The following is a 21,015-nucleotide window of genomic DNA, read 5'->3' on the forward strand; positions in this document are numbered from 1 at the left end:
AACCGCCCTCAGTCCTGGACACGCGCGCCGGAGCCGGTCCGCGAACGCCAGGACTGAGAACCGCCCTCAGTCCTGGACACGCACGTACTGGAAGACCATTCCGAACACCCCCGCCAGGACCAAGCCCAGCCCGATCAGGAACAGCCACAGACCGAACACCACACCGAGGGCGAGCAGGGCCATTCCCGCGGCTGTCAGTGACGGCCAGATGCTGTGCGGAGGAAAGAAGTCCACCGGACCTGACCGCTCATGGATGTGCCCGTCCCCGCGGTCCTCGGGGCGCAGGCCCTTTCTCCGGTAGTTGGTGGCGAAGAAGAACGTGACCAGCAACGCCATGAGGAACGAGACGGTGAGAGCCGCCGTGCCTGTCGGATCATGGGACCACACGGCGTAGAGAACATCGGTCACGAGGAAGAACCCCGCGACTCCGGCGAAGACAATGGCCTCGGTCTTCATTCGCCCGACTCCTCGTCAGCGCCCGATGCGGAGCGGGACCCGCCTCGGCCGAGGCCCGGCTTCTGCTTCTCCGGCGTGAGGGGGCGGCGCAGGTCGAAGGCCGGCGAGTCGGAACGTACGCGGGGCAAAGCCCGGAAATTGTGCCTCGGGGGTGGACAGGAGGTCGCCCACTCCAGGGAACGGCCGAACCCCCACGGGTCGTCCACATCGACCTTGGGCGCGTAACGGCTGGTGCGCCACACGTTGTACAGGAACGGCAGTGTCGACAGGCCCAGCAGAAAGGACCCGACGGACGAGATCGTATTGAGCAAGGTGAAGCCGTCCGCCGCGAGGTAGTCGGCGTAACGCCGGGGCATTCCGGCCTCCCCCAGCCAGTGCTGGACCAGGAAGGTCAGCTGAAAGCCGATGAACAAGGTCCAGAAGTGGATACGTCCGATGCGTTCATCCAGCATGCGTCCGGTCAACTTGGGCCACCAGAAGTAGAAGCCGCCGAACATCGCGAAGACCACTGTTCCGAAGAGCACGTAATGGAGGTGGGCGACGATGAAGTATGAATCGGTGAGATGGAAGTCCAGCGGAGGTGAGGCGATCAGCACTCCACTGAGGCCGCCGAGGAGAAAGGTCACGAGGAAGCCGATCGCCCAGAGCATGGGTGTCTCGAACGAGATATTGCCGTGCCACATGGTGCCGATCCAGTTGAAGAACTTGACACCGGTGGGCACGGCGATGATGAACGACATGGCGGAGAAGAAGGGCAGGAGAACGGCTCCTGTCGCGAACATGTGGTGGGCCCAGACAACCGCCGAGAGCATGGTGATGCTGATCGTGGCCATCACCATTCCGAAATACCCGAACATCGGCTTCCGGCTGAACGCGGGAATGATCTCGCTCACCACTCCGAAGAAGGGCAGCGCGACAATGTAGACCTCGGGATGGCCGAAGAACCAGAACAGGTGCTGCCACAGCAGCGCCCCGCCGTTCGCGGCGTCGTAGACATGGGCCCCGAACTTCCGGTCGGCTTCGAGGGCGAGCAGTGTGGCGGCGAGCACCGGAAAAGCGAGCAGCGCGAGGATCGAGGTGAACAGAATGTTCCAGGTGAAGATCGGCATCCGGAACATGGTCATACCCGGCGCACGCAGACAGACGATCGTAGTGATGAAATTGACCGATGCCAGGGTCGTACTGATCCCCGACAGCACCAGGCCCATGATCCAGAGGTCTCCGCCGGCGCCGGGCGAGAAGACGGCACTGTTCAGCGGTGCGTAGGCGAACCAGCCGAAGTGCGCCGCGCCGCCGGGCACCACGAATCCGGACACCACGATGATTCCGCCGAAGAGGAAGAGCCAGTAGGTGAGCGCGTTGAGGCGGGGGAATGCGACGTCGGGCGCGCCGATCTGAAGCGGCATGATGGCGTTCGCGAAGCCGCCGAACATCGGCGTGGCGAACAGCAGCATCATGATGGTGCCGTGGATGGTGAACAACTGGTTGTACTGTTCCGCGCTGACGATCTGCAGTCCTGGACGGGCAAGCTCCGCTCGCATGAGCATGGCCAGCACTCCGGCCAGCAGGAAGAACCCGAACGCGGTGACCATGTAGAGATTGCCGATGACCTTGTGATCGGTGGTCGTCAGCCAGCCCATGAGTCTCACACCGGCATTGATGCGCTTGTTGGCCACTGGCTCGGCCGGCGCGGCTTCCTGCAGGTCCTGCGCCATCGGTTCTCCGTCCCTCCCGGTTGACTCGATGGTGGAGCCTGCCACCGTGGACGGCCCGTACGACTGGCGGTGACACCTCGAATTTCACCAGTTCACCGGTGCTCCGATCGGGTGTCCCAGGGGCCCGCCGCGTCCAGCAGAGGTGAAAGGCCTTCGTCGCTGATCCTGTCGCAGCAGGACGGTGGAGCTGAGGGCAGTCTGATCCGGGTGGTGCCGGTGAGGGCGGGAAGCAGCCCTGACAAAGCCGGGACGTGCCAGCACTGCCAGATGGTGCGGGTCCGGCAAGCGTGACGGAAAGGAGTGCGAGAGGAACCGGTGTTTACGTCCCTTCATCTTGCACCGGCTCAAATCTGGTGGAGATGGGCCGGGGGCGGCGCGCACCCACCGGATATCGGCGGGTAACTCCTGGGTCGGATAGGACGGCTGGCCGGGAGACCACGATGAAATGCTGCGGGTAGTCGTGGTGATGCCGCAGGGGCAGAGTCGGGCTCCTCCTCCGTCGAGCGAATCACAGTGAACACGGGAACCATCCAGGTCTTGCCACCTGGCCGGGCCGCCAGCCCGGTCGGGTGGCTGAGCGCACCGACCGCTGACCGGGCCGGGATGGGGCGGAGCCGTCGTAGTACTCAGAGCCGGGGGTGCGACACGAAAGTCGCACGAGTTGAGTGAGCTTCATCGAAGGAGGTCGGCTGATGCCGAAGGTGTAGTTACGGATCAGTGTTTGAGGATCTGTCCCCGGCCTGACGTGCGTCGCTGGTAAGGGCGGGGTGCGAAGCTCAGGTCTCCAGGCCCAAGGGCTCCCGTTCCATCCGGGAGCTACAGGTCACGGGGAAGGCCGACAGGGTGAACAACGTGAACCCCTGGTGATGCCTCGTCATCGGAAGCCCCGCAGATGGGTCGTTGCAGCGGGGTCAAGGACTGGCCGTTGAGAAGCGGCAGGCGCCGACCGGAAGACGCTAGTCCGGCCGGGAGAACACCGCCGTCCTCGGGGTATAGGGGGCACCCGACCCGGCCGCACCTCACTCGTGCGGAACGTGACAATCCCGTTGGAGTCCGCAGACGCCACGGCGTCTGCGGCAAGCCGACCGCAAGGAAGGCCCGATTCTCCAGCGGGCGCAGGATGGCCTCAGAAGCCAATGCCGGCGGCCGAAAGGCAGCGGGAAAACGAGACACCATGACCGGCTCTCCGCCGACCGTCTCGCATAACCGGCCGGATACGGGCGGATGCCCGGACCCGAAAGGGTGCTGACGGAGGCCAGGTGAGCCTGTGGAGAGACGAAGAGAACGACACCGGAACCGAAGGACAAGTTGGACGCCATGACGAACACGCAGGTGAAAGCCGACACGGACGTGATGGCGAACGGACCGGAGGACAACATCCCCGACTGGCACGATATTGACTGGCGTGCCGTCGAGGACGAAGTACGGCGTCTGCGACAGAGAATCTTCACGGCATCGCGGGAAGGCGACCTCAAACGAGTTCGCAACTTGCAGAAACTGATGCTCCGCTCCCGTGCCAACACGCTCCTGAGCGTGCGGCGCGTGGCGGAGATCAACGCTGGACGCAAGACCGCCGGAGTGGACGGGCGAACGGCGCTGTTGCCCCAGTCGAAGACCAAACTGGCCGACTGGGCGCAATACCGCTCGAAAATCTGGACGCCCCTGCCGGTCAAGCGCGTGCACGTTCCCAAAGCAGACGGAAAGAAGCGCCCACTGGGGATCCCGGTCATCGCTGACCGGGCACTGCAAGCGCGGGTGGTCAACGCGCTGGAACCCGAGTGGGAGGCGCGGTTCGAGCCGAAGTCGTACGGCTTCCGGCCCGGCCGCGGCTGCCATGACGCGATATCCGCCATCTACCTGACGCTGAAGGGCAAGAACCCCCAGCGGATGTGGGTGCTGGACGCGGACTTGAAAGCGGCGTTCGACCGCATCGACCACGAGCACCTTCTCGCCCAGCTCGGCACGTTCCCGGCCAGGGAACTGGTCAGGCACTGGCTGAAGGCCGGAGTGGTCGACGGCGGCCGGTTCGCCCCGACAGAGGAAGGCACCCCACAAGGGGGCGTCGTCAGCCCTCTGCTGCTGAACATCGCTCTGCACGGAATGGAACAAGCCGCCGGAGTCCGATACCGCAAGCTCGGCACGAACGCCGCCGAGTCGGTTGAGGGTTCCCCGGCATTGATCAGATACGCCGACGATCGTGCGCCACGAACACAACAGGAGGTTTCGGTGTAGACGGAAGCTCTTGACGTGGTGCTGCACTGGTGATGGAGGTAGGCCCTCCGGGATCGCCCACGCAGGGGGAGGTCTCAAACCGCCGCAGGTTGCTCCGGTGAATGAGCCGGGGTGATGAGCACTGTGGAAAAGGCGCACGAGATGCGTCAGGTGTGTGCCGAGAAGGCGAACGCGAGTGAACCACTGCTGAAGTGTCGTAAGCGTATGAGTGGTTGCCGAAACCGGGGTCCAGTTGTTGCCCCGGGATGAGTCTGACGGGTTCCTGTATTCCTGGTCAGGTGGCGGCCCGGCATGAAGGTGGCGCGAGCTCGGCGACAGGCACCAGTGCGGAACGTGGGAACCCCTCGCCGCGATGCTGCCAACCGGTGAACGTCCGGGGGCGGGCAGCCAAGCCCGCTTGGGTTCAGATGATGGCCGCGCGTCGTCGGAAAACCCTGGTCGTCTGCCGCGTCTGCCACGAAGGAATCCACTACAGCGGACGTCCCTCGCGGCAGAACTCATGAGAAAGAAGAGGCACTGGAGAGCCGGATGCGATTAACGTCGCACGTCCGGTTCGGTGGGGGGCCGTTGGAAAAGGGCCTGGCAACAGGTACCTCGCTGGCGGCCTACCCAACCGCACGCCGGGTTCGGCGAGCGGCCCGCAGAAACGGGCCGGTGGCAACACCGGCACCGCGCTGCGGGCCGACTCAACCACCCAGGCGCCCAGTTGCGCTTCACCGACCTCGACGGACTGCGCCTCACCTGCTTCGCGACCAACACCAAGGGCGGCCAACTCGCCGACCTCGAACTCCGCCACCTCAGGCGGGCCCGCTGCGAAGACCGGATCCGACACGCCCGCGACACCGGCCTGCGCAACCTGCCCCTGCACGACACCGCACAGAACCAGATCTGGCTCGAGATCGTCTCCCTCGCACTCGACCTGCTGGCCTGGATGCCGATGCTCGCCCTGACCGGCGACACCCGCCGCTGGGAGCCCAAAAGACTCCGGCTCCGCCTGTTCTCCGCCGCCGCACAACTCATCAACACCGGCCGCCGCCACTGGCTCCGCTTCACCACCCGATGGCCCTGGACCAGCGTGATCACCCGGGCAATCGACCGGCTCCAAGCCCTCCCGAACCCCGGCTGACCAGCCACTTCGACCGCCCCGACGACCCGCACCACCACCCCGGGAAAGTGGAACCCGGCGCGCACCCGACGCGACAACCGGGCCATCAGCGTGCCCACTACCAGCCCGAACAGCCGTGACGGCCCGCCGAAGAAACCGACGGAGAGCCACGAAATTTCGAGGCTAACGGGGCCGCCACTATCCCGGCCTGCCGGGCGGCGCGCTCCGCCCGGCAGGCCGGGATAGCGGCTCAGTTGGGTGCTGTGGGCAGGCCTTGGACGGGGGATGCCCTTTCATCCACTTTCCCTGTTTCGGCGTCGACGTAGACCGGGTAGGAGTCAGTCCCGGCCGATACAGGGATGATCCACTGGGCTCGCCATTCGCCTTCACGCCGGATGGCCAGCAAGTTGCCGGCGGCCGTCTTCGCTCCACCTGCGAACTCGGACGCGGTGGCTGCGGCTTGCTTCTCGCTCACCTTGCGCGGGGGGAGCGAGGCGAAGTCCTCCGCATGCCGGGTCAGCAGTGCGGAGACACGGCCGGCTCTGTTGATCTGCACATCCAGACGCATGGGCATGAGGACGCCGTCGATACGGCTGCGCCAGCTGACCATCCAGCCGAACTCCGCATCATCGCCGACGGGGAAAGACTTCACGTGTGAGTCCTCCAGCCCCCACGGGAAGCGCTCCTTGGCGTACTTCGTGGCAATCCGGAGCGCGTCGTCGGCAGTCTCGGGGGCAGTCCCAGCTCCTGACACCGCAAAGCTGCCAGGACCGGGTTCGCTCGTACTTTCCAGACTGACGGTGAGCTGTTCCTTGTCCGGCCAGCTCAACTCTGCGAACCCTGACTCCAAGGCGATCATCAGCAGGTCGGGCGCATCGTTCTGCCCTGACTGAAGCTGCACATTCTTGATGTCGACGTGATCGTCGAAGGCGGCGGCGAGAACCTGCTGCGCCTGGGTCCTCTCGTCCCCTCCCGCGATCTGCAGACTCGTGGAGTCCATGACCAACGGGGTGATCCAGGCCTTCCACACCACGGCGCAGGCGATAAAGCCGACCGCGAAGACGACGGCCGCCGGCTTCCCCGCAGAGCGCAGGGAGTGGACCTCGCCGCGGACCGCACGAACGATCGCCCAGCCGATAAGCGCCCCGGCTCCCGCCCCGACAGTATTCGTCAGCACATCGCTGCTATCGCAGCTCCGCCCCACCCACGGGGCGAGCGCCTGGCTGAGCTCGGTCGCCACCGACAGCAGTGCTCCACCCAGAAAGACAGGGAAGACGCGCCGGAGAGCAAGAACCCCAAAAATCCCAATAGGCAGGAACATCGCCACATTCAGCAGGCCCTGCTCTGTCGCGAAAGGCTCACTGTAGTTCCGATTGAGGACACACTGACCGGACACATGACCCGGAGACGGGAAGAAAATGGTAACGCTCAACTCGGCCGCCAAGGCGGCGGAAAGTCCCGCATACGCCCATGGGCGATCCAGGAACTTCTTCGCGGCAAGATATCCGATAAGGGCCGCGATCATCACTGCAGCCAAGGCGATAAGAACGAATTCGCCTCGACCATTAAAAACAGCTTGAAGCATAGTGGCGCAACACCTTCGCGCAGGAGCGCCCCGCCCCGCATGAGTGCGGGACGGGGCAATGAACGGAACTCAGCAGGTGCCCGAAGGGGTCTGGAACGTTCCCTGGCCGGTCACCGACATCATCCCAACGGTGGAGTAGCAGTCCGTCGACCAGTAGCGGGTCCACGAGGTGCTCTTCGTCGTGCCCGGCGACTGGGTGAACGTCGAGCCCCACGTGGTGGTACCGGCATAGTTGAAGCCGAGCTTCGCCGAGATGCTGCTCCCGCCGGCGTTCTTCTCGTACCAGGTCCTGACCGTCACCGGACCAGAGCCCTGTGTCTTGTCATGGAACAGACGGCCACCGGACAGAGTGGTACACACGCGGCCGTAGCCGATCTGGCCATTGCTCGGGCATGTCTCCTGAATCGACACGTCGCCACTCGGTGCCGACGTCGATGCCTGAGCCGCGCCGGTTCCCCCCATTGCGGCCAACGTCAGACCGGCAACTGCTGCGCTGCGACTTGTGAGCGAACACATTCATTTCGAATCCCTCCCCAGGAATAGCGGAACCCGTTTTCACGGGTAGCAGGAAGAATGGGAAGCGCATCTTGCGCGTAAACGCCTGACGCGGGCCAGCCCCCTGCAACCGGCTGATCGCAACCAGTGATCAACAAGCTATGTTGCGTCACACTCGAAATCAAGAACGCAATGGATCAAGGCCTGAAAAGTGCTTTCAATTGCCATGTATGTCCAAAATGAGAATAGCTTCATGGCCGGAAGCGCATGCGCTCAAAGCGTCTAACACAGCCGCCTCGCCTCGCCGATGACTCGGAATGGCAGTCCGATCGGTGACCCGGCCGGTCGCATGACTGCGGAGGCTGCCGCCGAGGTGATCGAGCGCCTGGCCGACGCCGCCGATCTCACCGGGGCCGGGTCCGGACACTTGCTGCGCCGCGGGTTCACCACCGCCGCCCGCCCTTGCCGGTCAACTGCAGCCCGCTCGCGCGGGCCCGGTCGACTGCCCGATCAACTGCTCGTCCAGCAGGTCCGCCGACAGCTCGACCGGCCGGACCTCTTCAACCGTCTCAACCGATGCAGTCACATCGCTCATCAGGTGCTACTTCCGTGATCGGGAGTTACACCGAAGACCGTACAGACCCCCTTCAGAGTGACGATTCTGACCACGCGGAGGAGGGCCTGTAGGTGGTGCTGGGGCGGTCGGTGACCGGCGCGGGGACCCTACCTCCCCCGCGTGGAGGACGGCCCTCCGCCGATCGTCCGCCCGTACCGGTTCGCCGCCGCCTGGCTGCCGGTGCTGGCCTTCGCCGGGTTCTGCACGGTCGTCGAAGCGAGCCACTCGGCGTACAAACCCATCACGACGGCGTCGCCCCGGTCTGGGGAGCGGCCGAGGCGTGCGATCAGGTCGTCCTTCGGCTCGATCTGGATCTTCGGCGGTACCCCAGTCGTCACCTTCCAGGTCGGCGCGGTCAGGTCGGCGAGCAACAGGTCATCCGGCGGGAGCATCAGTTCCGGATTGAACGCCGGGTCGAGGAGCTCCCGCGTCCGCCAGTACGCGGCGGAGCGGGTGTTGTTGAAGCCCCATTCGCCGTCGCGAGTCCGCATCTCGCTCTTCGCTGCTCCCGTGTAGGCGAGGACCGGTTCGCCGAGCTCCCGGAGCCGGTCGACGACGCCACCGCCGACGCCCATGGAGTCGACGACCGGGGCGCAGGCCTCGACGAGGAAGGGGCCCGGGTCGGTGAAGGTGATGTTCCGGTCCCGCATGGGGCGGTTCAGCACGGCAGCGATGCCGATGACGTCCACGGGGTGCCTCCTGGCAGGGGCGAGGCACCATACAGGTCAGGGCTCGGGACCGTGGTCGATGAGGTGGGACAGGTAGCGGCGAGCGATGTCACCGCTGGTGACTGTGCCGGTGAGCCCGGACTGCAGCACGTCCGGCCCTTCCACGACCAGGCACGTCTGGAGATCCCGGCACTGGTGGCAAGTGTCCACGGCCGGCGGCGGCGGGGGCTGTACCTCGGTCCTGGGACAGGTTGCGCCGAAGTGGAGTCAGGCGCTCGCGATGCTCTTGACCGAAGCCAGGCATCCTTCTTCAGAACAGCTTTCTACTGGGCGAGTTCGGGGCAAACTGGCCCCATGACTGATGAGTACTCCCCCACCGAGAGGGCACGCGCCATGGCCCGTGAGCTGCCGCTAGCGTTGGCCGAGGCCGGTGCTCTCCCCGACGGCGTCGAACGCGAGTGCGTGAAGCGTGGGTTGGAAGCGGCAGCAGAAAGAGTCGAGACCTATGACTTGATCACCGCACAAGTGTGCCTGAACACTCTGATCGAGCGGGGCGGACGAGGTGCGGAGATCGCCCGCAAGTTCGCTGACGCGCTGAAACTTCCTCCCCAGGTATCCGAAGCACTCAATGAGACTCCGGCAGTTGAGGGAGATAGGAGCGAGCGTCGTCAGCGGCGCCGCACTTCGGACGAGGACGCCGAGCAGGCCCGCCGCCGGGACAGAGCGCGCCGGTCTTCGATCGAGGACGCCGACCAGGCCCTCCGGCGCCAGTCCGAATCCGAGTTGTTCAGTGAGATCGTCGCGAGCGGTGCATTGGCAGCTTCCGTGACCGCTGCTGCAACTGTGGCCAAGGCGCAGATCGAGGCCACCACTCAGCGACGTAAGGATACTCTTGAGGCGGAGACACAACGACGCAAGATCGCATCGGACGAACGTGTGGCGGGATTCCAGGCGATGAGGCCGCAGTCCGAAAGCACCACCCCTGACGACGCGTGATCCCTGCGTATTCCTGGCACCCGGAGATCCTTGCCTGTTGGTCCTGGGGTCCATTGTGTCTGTGTGTGCGGACCGGCTAACTCACATGGGACAGGGCGTGAGCCGGTAGGCCGCGGCCGGTCGCCTACGTCATCGCGCCCCGTCCCATCTGCCGGTCATCGTAGGGCGGGGCCTCTACCGTGGGCGCATGTCTGATCATGACGAGTCTGCGGCAGGCCCGTTGCACCTGGTGGAGGTCAACACCGACGAGGGACGGGAAGGCATCGTGTACAGCTTCGGCCCCGGCTTCCCCGTGGTGGGCATCGTGTTCGTGCCGGCGTACCTACTGGCCGAGGAGCCCTAACCTCGCGCTTTCATGAAGCGGCCGTCCGACAGGCGGTCAGGTGAGCGAAAAGTGCTTCTGGCCAGCAATGCCGGTGAGTTAACGCGTTGGTGCAGGTCAGGTGGGGTGCTTGGTGACTTTGAGTGTGTAGCGGATGTTACTGGGAGTGCGGGGCTGGTCCCGCTTTCTGACCTCGAAGGTGTTCTTGGACGGCTTTTTGATGCGTTGGCACTGCCGGTTGCGTCGGGGCGGGAGGAGGGCGGCCAGGAGCTCTGTGGTGACCTCGCGGCGGGCGGCGGCCAGTGTGGTGACGTCGGCTGCGGCCTGGGCGGCGACGGCCAGCCGGGCGAGTTGCACTGTGACGGTGAAGGAGATCCGGTCAGGATCGGTCCCGCCGTGTTCTGCCGTGCGCGTCTGCAGTGCGCACAGTGCCTGGTGGACGGTGAGGAGGGCGTAGATCTCCTGGTAGATCAGCTCGGGCGCCTTGGAGCGCAGGATGAATCCGGCGCCGCGCAGGCGGTTCTTCAGTTCCGCGAATCCGTTTTCGATCTCCCACCGCTGGTGATATGCCGTCGCCAGTTGGTGGGCCGGGGCGAGGCGGTGGTCCAGCAGGCTGGTGACCAGCCGGAACGTCTCGGTGCGGGGTGGGCCGGCCTGCGGGCGGATGGTCACGGTGTACTCGATGATCCGCACCAGGTGTCCCTGGGCAGGCTCGGGCAGGGTGCGTCCGGCTGCGCGGGCCTGACCGTGGCGGATGTTCTCGGCGGGCGTGCGCATGATGGACAGGTAGGACCCGTCGGACAGTACCCGCAGCGGCACGAAGACCAGGTTCTTCTTGATCCGCCAGGCCAGGTGGGCGCCGGTGGAGCGGGCCAGGCCCCACAGCTGGTGTCCGGCGAAGTTGCGGTCGGCCAGCAGCAGCATGTCCGGTCGCAGGGAGGCCAGCAGCCGGCGGGCGAGCTTGTGCTCGCTGAACCTGGCCACGGCGTCGAAGGCCGCGTCGACCAGGGCGTGGGTGCCGCATTCGGTCAGTGCCATCAGGCGGACCTGCGGGTGTCCGCTCTGGTTGACTCCGCCCTTGCCGGTGAAGCCGAACTCGGCGGCGTTTGCCGGGGTGTCGGGGACGTCCAGCGCGGTGCCGTCCCAGGCGACCAGCCGCAGCCCGAAGGCGAACGCGCCCGGAGTGACGGTCGTGGCCAGCGTGCCGCACCGCCGCTCGAACAGCGCCTGCAGCGGCTTGTCGCCCAGCCGCTGCCGGGCCCGTGTCAGGGCCGAACTGGTGGGCAAGCGCTGCACACGCAGGCCCGGCAGATGCCGCAGCTTCTGCGTCAACGTGCGCAGGACCGACCGGTATCCCGGCGGCCCGGCACTGTCGGAGCTGCTGAACAGGCACAACGCCAGGACGAAGTAGACCACCGCCCGGGTCGGCAACAACCGGCGGCGACGCTCGCCGCAGCCGGTCAACTCCACGACCTCGTCAACCAGTTCGGGGCTGATTTCCTCGGTCAGCACGCCGAGACGGACGTGCTCGCCAAAGCGCCGGTCCGTGGGGGCCGCCAGCCTGTTCAACGGGGCCTGGCTGCCCTCGGTGATGGCAGACGGCATGCGGACGATGGCACACTGAGTACCCAACGGAGTTCCCTCGCGGACAGTCGGATCTTGGTCGATCTTCTGTCCTACCGGGAACTCCGTTGCCGTGTCCCGGCCTCCGCCGACACATCACCAGAAGTGACGGATTACGCAACGTCACCAGGGGATATTCCCACCCAAACCCCGCACCATCAAGTGCCTGACCTGCACCGACGCGTTAACTCACCGGCATTGTCTTGACCTGCAACGATGGGACTTGCTGAGGGTCCTGTTGGTTGCAAGGAGAGGAGCACTTTCCAGGTGAGAGAGCCTATCTCGTCGTACCCGCGTGTCCGTGTCCAGGGGGACGGTCGACAGGTGGTCTCGCAGGCCGGTTCGGTCCTGCTGGTGGAGACGGCCCGCCGAACGGGTCTTGACCAGGCGATATCCGTCGCGCTTGCTCCGTGGCGGAAGCCGCGGGCCGTCCACGATCCGGGGAAGGTCGTTTTGGACCTTGCCCTGGCGGTTGCGATGGGCGGGGACTGCCTGGCCGACGTGGGCATGCTCCGGGCGGAGCCGGCCGTGTTCGGGCCGGTCGCCTCCGACCCGACGGTCTCCCGCCTGATCGACACCCTCGCCTCCTGCGGCGACACCGCCCTTCGAGCGATCCGCGCTGCTCGGGCCGACACCCGCGACAAAGTATGGAAGTTGGCGGGCCGGAAGGCCCCAGACGCGGACCAGGCGGTGACCGTCGACCTGGACGGGGTGCTGGTGATCGCGCACTCCGACAAGCAGGATGCCGCCCCGACCTGGAAGAAGACCTACGGCCACCAGTGCGCCATGAGGAGCTTCGACGTATCCCCGGCGAAGTCGGGAGGAACTTGGAAGGAGGTTCCTGGGCCTGATGACTTACCCGATCCGGAAACGGTGACGGGACAAGAGCATGTCAGGAAACTGGCGGCCGTGCCGGGACGCTACGGGCGGCGCGTCAGGGGGCCCGCGTGACAAGGCGAAAGCTGAACTGCCTGAATCCCAATCTCCAGTGGAGGCAACGAAGACTCTCCCGGCACGGTGTCCAAAGCCGGGTTCGTCGTCTGCGGTGGCTTGATGGTGTGGCTGCTGCACCTTCCGGACGGCGACACGACGCTCAGTCAGAGCGTTCAAGGAGATGAGTGGGGCGCCTACATCATGCTGTTACGTACGTCGGAGACGAACATGGGATCGCCTACGGGACGCGAGTCCTAGGGCGACGGAGTGCCCGTAGTAGTCGCAGGGGTCACGGCCTGCCGGGGCGGACGGTAACGCCGTCCACAGGGCGAAGGGGCACAGGTGATCGGACATCCCGGGTCTGGGAGGTATGCGAAATGCAGAGCGCCGAAACGGTGCTGGGTGTCCTGCGTGATCGCGGCAGGCGTGGCCTGCCGTGCGGGAGGCGTTGACCGGGCGGCCGTGGTCGGTGAACAGCAGGTTCGAGCGCAGGCCCTCGGGCCGGTGCAACAGCCACTCGTCCAGAAGTGTCTTGAGCTGTGGGTGCAAGGGAACGTATCGGTCGGTGTGCATCTTGCCGACCGGGACGCGGAGCCAGTAGGCGGAGCCGATCTGCACCACCGCGTCGATGGTGAGACCCAGCATCTCGCTGCGGCGCATCCCGGTGCGGGCAAGGATCTCGATCGCCAGCCTTGCGAACGGATCGGGATCGCGTCGGGCGGCTGCCAGCAATTTGGCGGCCGCAGCGTCGTCGAGAAAGCGCGGCAGCGGCTCGTCCGCGATCGGGAAGTCGCTGTCGAACACCAGCTGGCGGTCAGGGCGGTCTTCGGCGTTCCACTCGTCCAGGCGGCGGAAGAATCCGCGGAGTTTGCTGAGCCTGTCGCGGACGGTGTGCCGGTGCAGTGGCCCGCCGCGGGCGGCTGGCCACTGCAGCAGCCACTGTCGGTAGCGTTCGACGTGTCGCCGCTTCAGGTCGGCGGCGCAGGTCACGGTGGTGTCCTCGGCAGCCACCAGCAGAGCGAATTCCCGAAGCGTCAACTCAGCGTTCTTCACGGTGCCCGGCAGCAGCGTCCTGTCTTGCTGCAGGTAGTGCTGCATCGTGGCGGCCATCTCAATCGCGACGCGTGACCACTCTGCGGCGCGGATGTCGGCCCGGTCCGGGTGCCGGCGGCGCGGAAGCTCGTCGGACAATCCGCAGTGAAACAGCGTCGCCTCAAGATTGAACAGAGAGGTCGACAGAGCCTTGACGCCGCGGTTGGGAATGCGACGGGCCGCCTCCAGGAGCAGGCTGCGTCCCTCGTCCCGGTCTGCCTGCTGCAGCTCGTGCGGTTGCCGACCGAACAGCGCCACGAAGTGCCCCAGCAGGTTGAACTGGGACATGGCCAGCGCGTCGCGGAAGCCGAGGGTCCGGGCGGTCTCCATGAACCGTAGGTGCAGTTCCGGGTCTGTCCGGGCCAGCACGATGCCCAACCGTGGCCGGCGGGCGACCAGGTAGTCCGCGCCCGGCTGCATGCGTCCGGTGACCGCGAGCCAGCTGATAAATCGGTGGGTCTCGTGGTTGAACGCGAGCTGGTGCTCCAGCGGGAGGCGGCAAAAACTTTCCAGGTCGGGCACTGCGGCGAGCAGGGCGCGAGCTCCTCAGCGGACCTTGTGGTCGGTGTTCATGCCTTGCCCAGCCCGGTGGGCGAGGTAGTACTCGACAAGGTCCGGGCGCACGATCGGCAAGGCCGCGGCGCGGGCCCGGCGCATCAGGCGTCTGCCGTGTCGGCGTCGATGGCGGCACTCGCCGTCAGGTACTGCTCGACGAGCCAGCTGTTCGCCAGGTGGATGTAGATCCGGGTCGATTCGATGGAGCGGTGGCCAGCCTGAGCCTGGACCGCTTCCAGGGCCATGCCCGACTCCCGCAGCCGGGTCAGGCAGGTATGGCGGAGCTGATGGCAGGTCAGCCGGGGCAGCCCGGTCCGCTTCCGGGCGCCGCCGAGGATCTCGTCCAGACCGTCTGCAGACAGTGGCCGGCCGCGGGTCGGGCCGCGCAGCACGACGAACAACCGGTCGTGGTCGACGACAGGACGTTCGCGGTCCAGATAGTCGCCGACGGCGGTGAAGAACTGCCCGGAGACCGGTATGAGGCGCTGATGACCGCCCTTGCCCTCGCTGATGAACACCCGACGCTCACCGGGCGAGAGGTCGCCCAGACGCAGGCCGAGCACTTCGCAGCGGCGCAGCCCGCCCAGCAGCATTGCAAGCACCATGGCCCGTCGCGCGCGGTGTTCAGCGCGCCGAGCACCGCCTCGACCTCGCCCGGGCCAAGCACCCGCGGGAAGGTGCGGGGCGTGCGCAGCAACGGTGCCCCGCGGTGGCCGCTGCGTCGGCGGGTGGCCAGCCCGGTCGGCACCGGGTTGCGCTCGACGGCCAGGTCATCGCGGGTCATCAGGTAGCAGAACTGCCCGGAGATACTGGCGAGCCGACGCTTGATGGTCCGGGCCGAGAGCCCCGCTTCACCATCCTCCAGGCGGACGACCTTCGGCCCCCGCCGCGGCTTCTTCTGCGCGGTGATGAACGCGAAGATATCCGAGGTGACGACCTCGGTCGGTTCCTTGGGCACCGCCGAGAAGAAGACCTTGAGGTCGTAGGCGGTGGCCAGCAGGGTGTTCGGCCAGCAACGTGCCGCCACGAACTCCAGGTAGTCGTCGACCAGGGCATGGCCCAGCGATGCCGCGGGGTTCCCCGCAGCATCGACACGTCGTACCAACTCCGGCTGCCAGGTCATCCGAGCTCCTCGACGGGAGCGACCATCCTGACCGGGAACACGAGATCGCGGAAGAGTTGTCACCCACATAACCGCCCAGGATCCGGAAGGCGTCCACGTGCCCCTGCATGAAGGCTTCCTGCCCGGACGTGGAGAACACGCTTCTCTGCACTACCGAGGTTGAGCTCGCTGTTTCGTGAAGGGCTGACGTTCCTGGCCGAGTTCGGTGACGGCTGCTTTGGCGGCTTGCTCGATCTTCGCGCGCTGGGCTTCCCAGAAAGCCGCGTCGTGCCGCGGAGTCGCGTATTGGACTGTTGTACCCGTCGAGCCGTCGACCTGTTCGCGCAGGATGTCGGCGTGTCCTGCGTGCCGGCTGGTCTCGGTGAGCATGTGGACCAGAATGTTGAACAGCTTCACGTTGGGGCGGGGCCACCAGGGCACGTAGCCGGGGGCGTCGATGGCGAGGGCGGTGATCGTCGCGTCTGCGTGCTCCCAGACGCGACGGTATCGGTCGGTGATCTCCTCGCGCGTCTCGTGCTCGGTCGCCCACATGTCGGCGCCGCACTCCCCGGCATCGTCCCACCGGGGCAGAGGCTCGGGGAACGGTCGGTCGAAGACTTCGCCGAAGTACCTGGCCTCCAACATCGCCAGGTGCTTGACCAGGCCGAGAAGGTTGGTGCCCGTCGAGGTCAGGGGCCGGCGGATGTCGTACTCGCCGAGCCCGTCGAGCTTCCAGAGCATCGTCTCGCGTATCTCTCGCAGATCGCTGTGCAGGTACTCTTTCGCGAAATCATCGATCATGGTGCAAGAGCCTGTCACGCGCCGCTGGTGGGCTCAACGTGTGACCGGCACTCTCAGAGTGGCAAGTGCGTCCTGATATCAGCTGTCAGCTGAGAGCACCGGTTCCTCCCTCCCCGTGTTCGGCATGCCAGCGCAGGCGGTCGGCCTGCTTCTTCTTCTCGGAGATGTGCCGCAAGCTCTCCTTCAGGGCGGCGACCTCGCCCAGCCACTGCATCCGATGGGCCTCTTCGAGCCGTTCGCGAGTGTTGCCCTCGATCTCCAGCAGTCGAGGGACCTGGGCAAGGTCGAGGCGGAGCATCGGGCAGCGGACGTCCCGTTGACCGAACTAGGTTGGACGCGTCCTGGGCTCGTGCTGAGGTCAACGCATAGTGACCGCAAGGTGGTTGTAGCTGCTGCTGGAGCTCGTTGTAACTGCGCGTGTCGGGGCGGATCTGGTCTGATCGCGTGTCGTCGAGCACGTACGCCCCGTGGAGGTATGGATGCCAGAGCACAGCAGGACGGTCCGGGATGTGGCGGCGTTGACGGTGGCGCGGGTCGGCCGTGTCGAGAAGAGCGGTGACCCGCTGCGGCCGTTCCGGCTCGTGGACGCCGATGGCACCGAGGTGGCAGCGGTCAGTGAGTTTCTGCATCACATGCTCGCCGACGATGCGAGTCCGGCGTCGTTGCGGTCCTACGCGTACGAGCTGTTGGCGTGGGTCCGGTTCTTACGCGCGGTGGAGGTGCCCTGGTATCTCGCGAGCCGGGTCGAGGCCCGTGACTTCACACTGTGGCTGAAGACCACGAAGAAACCGCCGCGGCAGCGCCGTCCCGATGCGCCCGCGCCGGGCTCGGTGAACCCGATTACGGGGAAGGCCGCGCCTGGCGAGAACTATGCCGCTCGGACCAGGCGGCACGCTCGCGCGGTGATCCGGTCGTTCTACGAGTACCACCGTGAGACGCACGGCCGACCGCTGATCAACCCGTTTCCCCAGGGCGGGGCAGCTGAGGAGGGGAGCCCGAATGCCCACCACAATCCGATGCAGCCGTTCCGGCGCCCCGCCCGCCGGGGGACGTATCAGCCCAAGGAACCCAAGCCAACCCCGCGGATCATTCCTGACCAGGCATTCAATGACCTGTTCGCCGCGTTGAAGTGCAACCGGGACAGGGCCCTGGTCGCGTTCTACATCTCCACCGGCGCTCGCGCCTCTGAGCTGCTCGGCGTCGAGCAGGGCCTGGTCGCGCCCGAGGGCCAGACGATCGGCGTGGTCCGCAAGGGCAGCCAGACCCTCCAGCACCTTCCTGCCTCTGCGGACGCGTTCGTGTGGTTGCGGCTCTACCAGCAGGAACTCCGCAGCATGGTTCCCAAGGGCCCGTCGGAGCCGTTGTGGTGGACGCTTCGTCGGCCCTTTCGTCCGCTGGAGTACGACGCGGCCCGGATGGTCTTCACCCGCGCCAACCAGCTGCTCGGCGCGAACTGGACTCTGCACGACCTGAGGCACAGCGCGGCCAAGAGGATGGTCCGCGATCCGAATCTGACCCTCGCCGACGTGCAATGGGTCCTGGGGCATGCCCACATCACCACCACGGAGATTTATATCGCTCCCACTCCCGACGAGGTCGTCGCTCACGTCCTGGCCCACCATGAACGGCAGCGCACCGAGCTGGCCAAGCCGCCGGCCCCGCCGGCGCCCGGCTACCGCCCCGAAGTGCTGGCAGCACTGTTCGGCACATCGACTGCCCACGGGACTCGCCGGTGAATCCGATCGCGCAGGCCGCTGTCCCCACGCCCGTCGAGTCGCCGGAGGAGGACAAGCCTCTGGAGTGGGAACCACGAGTGTGCGAAGCGAGCTGGTGGCAGACCCGTCAGAGCCGGGAGAGCCTGGCCAAACGGCTGCTGGGATTGTTCACCGACCCCAGTGCGGGCCTCACCCGTGACAAGACACGGCGGCGGGGCCTGAGTAAGGCGCTGGACTGGCTCGAAGGTCAGCCGGGAGAGACCTGGCAGGACCGCTGGATGGCCAGCGGAGCGGACACCGCCGGCTTCGAGTGGACCGATTTGCCCCTGAAGGGACGCGGCGCAACCAAACGCCACCTGCGCGATGAACTGGCCACGGGGCTGGCGCTCCTGGTCGCCGGGCAGGCGATCCGCCCCAGCTACCTGTGGCTGCTGCGGCAACGCCTGACAGTGATGCTCACCGAGACCCGGGCCGCCAGCGACCCCGACGTCTTCCAGCGGCTCGACCAACTGGCTCAACACGCGACAGCCGCAGCCAGGTCCGATGCCCTGAACAAGCTCACCTGGATCGTGATCCGCAAGGGCGGACTGGTCAGCGACATCACCGTCGGCGACTGCATCGAGCTGACAGCCGCGCTGGAGGAACACCACTTCCGCGGCAGCGCGGGCCGGCCGCTGTTCTACGCCCTACTCAAGGAGACCGGCGTGCTCCCGGTCAGTGCACCACCGCGGCTGCGGGTGCTTCGGATCGAGGGCCGTCGCAGCGTCGAGCAGATCGTCGACGGGTACGGCATCGAGTGCCGGGCCGTCCGTGATCTGCTGGTCGAGTACTTCACCGAGCGGGCTCCCGAGCTCGACCACGTCTCGCTGCGTTCCATCGCCCGCAACCTGTGCCGGTTGTTCTGGCGCGACCTGGAGATCCACCATCCGGGCATCGACTCGCTGCGACTGGCACCTGAGGTCGCGCAGGCGTGGAAAGAACGTCTGGCCCACATTCGTGACGATAAGGGCCACCCGGTGCGTCCGCGGGTGAACTTCCGCAGCGAGCTGGTGTTCATCCGGGCGTTCTACCAGGACATCGCCCGCTGGGCCGCCGACGATCCGGCTCGGTGGGCGCCCTGGGTGGCGCCGTGTCCAATCAAGGCGAGCGAGTGCGCGACGAAGAAGTCCAGGTCCCGGGTGAAGTCCCGGATGGACCAACGGACCAGGACCCAGCTGCCGTTGCTGCCTGCCCTGCTTCGCGTCGTCGACCAGCAGCGCAAGGACGCCGAGGCCCGCATCACCGCAGCTCGCGCGACACCGGCCGGTGGACGGTTCCTCATTGCCGGGGAGGAGTTCGAACGCTGCCGGTCCGGGCAGGCCGGCCGCGTCTACGTCACAGAGGTGGCCACCGACAGGCGGCGGAACCTGACGCACGAGGAAGAGGCGGCTTTCTGGTCCTGGGCAACGGTGGAGGTGCTGCGGCACACCGGTATCCGGATCGAGGAGATGCTGGAGCTCACCCACCACAGCTTCATCGCCTACGCCCTGCCCACCACCGGCGAGGTGGTGCCGATGCTGCAGGTCGCCCCGTCCAAGACCGATGCGGAACGCCTGCTGCTGGTCTCCCCGGAACTGGCGGAGGTACTGACCGCGGTCATCTTCCGGGTCCGGGCTGGGAACGTCGCCCTTCCTTTGGTGTCGGCATACGACGTGTTCGAGCAGACCTGGAGCCCGCCCATGCCGTTCCTGTTCCAACGCCGGTACGGCACCGAGGACCGACCGCTCACCCGCAGCTACATCCGCGAGTGCCTGGTCGCCACCTCGCAGTCCGCCCAGATCACCGTGGCAGGCGACCCGCTCGAATGGCGCCCCCACGACTTCAGAAGGATCTTCGTGACCGACGCCATCCGCTCCGGACTGCCCCCGCACATCGCCGCGAAGATCTGCGGCCACGCCGCTCTGGACACGACCATGGGCTATGCCGCGATCTACCCGGAAGATGTGATTTCCCACCACCGGGCATTCATCGCCCGCCGCAGAACCGAGCGGCCCAGCGAGGAGTACCGCGAGCTCACCGCCACCGAATGGGCTGAGTTCCTCTCGCACTTCGAACTCCGCAAGGTCGCTCTGGGAACCTGCGGCCGCGACTACGCGACCCCCTGCCAGCATGAAAACGCCTGTGTCAGGTGTCCCCTACTTCTCGTGGACCCGGCCCAGATGCCTCGCCTCCAGGAGATCCACGGCAACCTCATCGACCGGCTCCAGGAGGCCAAAGACCAGGGCTGGCTCGGTGAGGTCGCCGCGATCGAGACCACCCTGGCCGCTGCCGCGCAGAAGCTGGAGGCCATGCGCGACCGCGCAGCGCAACCGTCCACCGTTCACCTCGGCATGCCCGACATCCGCACGGCTGCCGGCAGGCTCACCGACCAAGGAGGGGGAACAGCCGGGTGACCGCAGCTACGGCCACGGTGCCTGCCGGGCGCGCGGCGGGTCGTTGGTCCCGTTCGCGATAGTCGGCCAGTAGGCAGCGGATGGACGTGGCGAGTTCGGCCATTTCCGCTGGAGTGAGGTGGACCACGGCGCTGAAGGACTCGTCGTGCTGCCACTCGCTCGGCGCCTGCTCTCGGTGAGCCAGCCAATGTTGATAGCTCTCATCTTCCAGTCCACGCGCGAGCGCGGCGAACTCTTCCGGCGCTTCCCGGTCGGACTGATCTGAGGACGCCCAGCGCAGCTGCCACGGCCGTGCCCGGCCGCCGTTGTGTGGCGCTTCTTCAATGAGGCCGTGCCGGGCGAGTTGGCGCAGATGAAAGGAGCAGAGGCCGGAACTGTGGCCAAGGCGGGCGGCGGCCTGGGTCGACGTGGCTGTGCCGACCTCGGCGAGCAGGTCCAGCAAGGCGACGCGCACGGGATGGTCGGGAAGTTGCTGCCGGGCGCGATGCGGCAGTGGGTCCGTGGACGCGGCTTGACGGTTTTCATCGCTCATTTTGCAAAGGGTGCTACTTTGCAAAGCATTCGGTCAAGCT

19 protein-coding genes and 1 pseudogene are annotated in these 21,015 nt (G+C 66.4%); 8 read left to right on the forward strand and 12 right to left on the reverse strand.

The features are described from left to right. Window positions 1-66: 66 nt before the first annotated feature. Window positions 67-456: a cytochrome c oxidase subunit 4 gene (locus OH735_RS33570; protein ID WP_406385410.1), complete on the reverse strand. Its 390-nt coding sequence runs from the start codon at window positions 454-456 to the stop codon at window positions 67-69. After that, on the reverse strand, window positions 453-2,096 hold the full coding sequence (gene ctaD, locus OH735_RS33575) for a cytochrome c oxidase subunit I (protein ID WP_406386858.1): 1,644 nt from the start codon (window positions 2,094-2,096) through the stop codon (window positions 453-455). The genes OH735_RS33570 and ctaD overlap by 4 nt, the downstream gene beginning before the upstream one ends. 1,392 nt (window positions 2,097-3,488) lie before the next feature. On the opposite strand from ctaD, the gene OH735_RS33580 reads away from it, so the two are divergent. The 3 genes from OH735_RS33580 (at window position 3,489) to OH735_RS33590 (ending at window position 5,529) form a co-directional block, all read left to right on the forward strand. After that, window positions 3,489-4,403 (forward strand): reverse transcriptase domain-containing protein, encoded by a 915-nt coding sequence (locus tag OH735_RS33580; RefSeq protein WP_406385411.1) that lies wholly within the window; start codon window positions 3,489-3,491, stop codon window positions 4,401-4,403. A gap of 245 nt (window positions 4,404-4,648) precedes the next feature. Further along, the gene (locus OH735_RS33585) at window positions 4,649-4,906 is read left to right on the forward strand and encodes a hypothetical protein (protein ID WP_406385412.1); all 258 of its coding nucleotides are present in this window, start codon (window positions 4,649-4,651) and stop codon (window positions 4,904-4,906) included. A 53-nt stretch (window positions 4,907-4,959) separates the two neighbouring features. After that, on the forward strand, window positions 4,960-5,529 hold the full coding sequence (locus OH735_RS33590; RefSeq protein WP_406385413.1) for a transposase: 570 nt from the start codon (window positions 4,960-4,962) through the stop codon (window positions 5,527-5,529). A gap of 229 nt (window positions 5,530-5,758) precedes the next feature. Here OH735_RS33590 and OH735_RS33595 read toward each other — a convergent pair whose 3' ends face one another. The 4 genes from OH735_RS33595 to OH735_RS33610 all read right to left on the reverse strand — a co-directional run bounded on the left by OH735_RS33595 (window position 5,759) and on the right by OH735_RS33610 (window position 8,893). After that, window positions 5,759-7,093, reverse strand: a complete 1,335-nt coding sequence (locus OH735_RS33595; RefSeq protein WP_406385414.1) for a VanZ family protein — start codon at window positions 7,091-7,093, stop codon at window positions 5,759-5,761. Window positions 7,094-7,162: 69 nt separating this feature from the next. Further along, on the reverse strand, window positions 7,163-7,393 hold the full coding sequence (locus OH735_RS33600) for a hypothetical protein (protein WP_406385415.1): 231 nt from the start codon (window positions 7,391-7,393) through the stop codon (window positions 7,163-7,165). 664 nt (window positions 7,394-8,057) lie between these two features. Then, a complete protein-coding gene (locus tag OH735_RS33605) occupies window positions 8,058-8,183 on the reverse strand; it encodes a hypothetical protein (protein WP_406385416.1) in 126 nt (41 codons plus the stop codon). Window positions 8,184-8,311: 128 nt separating this feature from the next. Further along, complete coding sequence (locus OH735_RS33610) at window positions 8,312-8,893, reverse strand: hypothetical protein (protein WP_406385417.1); 582 nt, start codon at window positions 8,891-8,893, stop codon at window positions 8,312-8,314. A 333-nt stretch (window positions 8,894-9,226) separates the two neighbouring features. Between OH735_RS33610 and OH735_RS33615 the strand changes: the two genes are divergently transcribed. Together OH735_RS33615 and OH735_RS33620 are read left to right on the forward strand one after the other, a co-directional pair. Next, a complete protein-coding gene (locus OH735_RS33615; protein WP_406385418.1) occupies window positions 9,227-9,868 on the forward strand; it encodes a hypothetical protein in 642 nt (213 codons plus the stop codon). A 187-nt stretch (window positions 9,869-10,055) separates the two neighbouring features. Next, on the forward strand, window positions 10,056-10,211 hold the full coding sequence (locus OH735_RS33620; protein ID WP_406385419.1) for a hypothetical protein: 156 nt from the start codon (window positions 10,056-10,058) through the stop codon (window positions 10,209-10,211). Window positions 10,212-10,307: 96 nt separating this feature from the next. Here the strand turns inward: OH735_RS33620 and OH735_RS33625 are convergent, their stop codons facing one another. Next, window positions 10,308-11,795, reverse strand: a complete 1,488-nt coding sequence (locus OH735_RS33625; protein WP_406385420.1) for an IS4 family transposase — start codon at window positions 11,793-11,795, stop codon at window positions 10,308-10,310. Window positions 11,796-12,080: 285 nt separating this feature from the next. Between OH735_RS33625 and OH735_RS33630 the strand changes: the two are divergent. Then, a pseudogene (locus tag OH735_RS33630) lies at window positions 12,081-12,648 on the forward strand (transposase); the annotation flags it as partial. A gap of 305 nt (window positions 12,649-12,953) precedes the next feature. Here the strand turns inward: OH735_RS33630 and OH735_RS33635 are convergent. From OH735_RS33635 to OH735_RS33650, 4 genes are all read right to left on the reverse strand, one after another. Next, a complete protein-coding gene (locus OH735_RS33635; protein ID WP_406385421.1) occupies window positions 12,954-14,168 on the reverse strand; it encodes a tyrosine-type recombinase/integrase in 1,215 nt (404 codons plus the stop codon). Window positions 14,169-14,494: 326 nt separating this feature from the next. Next, the gene (locus tag OH735_RS33640; protein WP_406385422.1) at window positions 14,495-14,998 is read right to left on the reverse strand and encodes a tyrosine-type recombinase/integrase; all 504 of its coding nucleotides are present in this window, start codon (window positions 14,996-14,998) and stop codon (window positions 14,495-14,497) included. A 668-nt stretch (window positions 14,999-15,666) separates the two neighbouring features. Beyond that, entirely contained in the window at window positions 15,667-16,296 is a 630-nt protein-coding gene (locus OH735_RS33645; protein WP_406385423.1) for a DinB family protein, read from the reverse strand. 85 nt (window positions 16,297-16,381) lie between these two features. Then, window positions 16,382-16,594 carry a hypothetical protein gene (locus OH735_RS33650; protein ID WP_406385424.1) on the reverse strand — a complete coding sequence of 71 codons (213 nt, stop codon included), beginning with the start codon at window positions 16,592-16,594 and terminating at the stop codon, window positions 16,382-16,384. A 181-nt stretch (window positions 16,595-16,775) separates the two neighbouring features. On the opposite strand from OH735_RS33650, the gene OH735_RS33655 reads away from it, so the two are divergent. Together OH735_RS33655 and OH735_RS33660 are read left to right on the forward strand one after the other, a co-directional pair. Next, complete coding sequence (locus OH735_RS33655; RefSeq protein ID WP_406379328.1) at window positions 16,776-18,032, forward strand: tyrosine-type recombinase/integrase; 1,257 nt, start codon at window positions 16,776-16,778, stop codon at window positions 18,030-18,032. Beyond that, on the forward strand, window positions 18,029-20,443 hold the full coding sequence (locus OH735_RS33660; RefSeq protein ID WP_406379326.1) for a tyrosine-type recombinase/integrase: 2,415 nt from the start codon (window positions 18,029-18,031) through the stop codon (window positions 20,441-20,443). Before OH735_RS33655 ends, OH735_RS33660 begins: the two co-directional genes overlap by 4 nt. Here OH735_RS33660 and OH735_RS33665 read toward each other — a convergent pair. Continuing rightward, window positions 20,412-20,975, reverse strand: a complete 564-nt coding sequence (locus OH735_RS33665) for a helix-turn-helix domain-containing protein (protein WP_406379324.1) — start codon at window positions 20,973-20,975, stop codon at window positions 20,412-20,414. The two genes, OH735_RS33660 and OH735_RS33665, sit on opposite strands and share 32 nt — an antisense overlap. Window positions 20,976-21,015: the final 40 nt, after the last annotated feature.

Origin of the sequence: Streptomyces sp. NBC_01618 (genome assembly GCF_045209435.1) — a bacterium.
Lineage (GTDB): Bacteria > Actinomycetota > Actinomycetes > Streptomycetales > Streptomycetaceae > Streptomyces.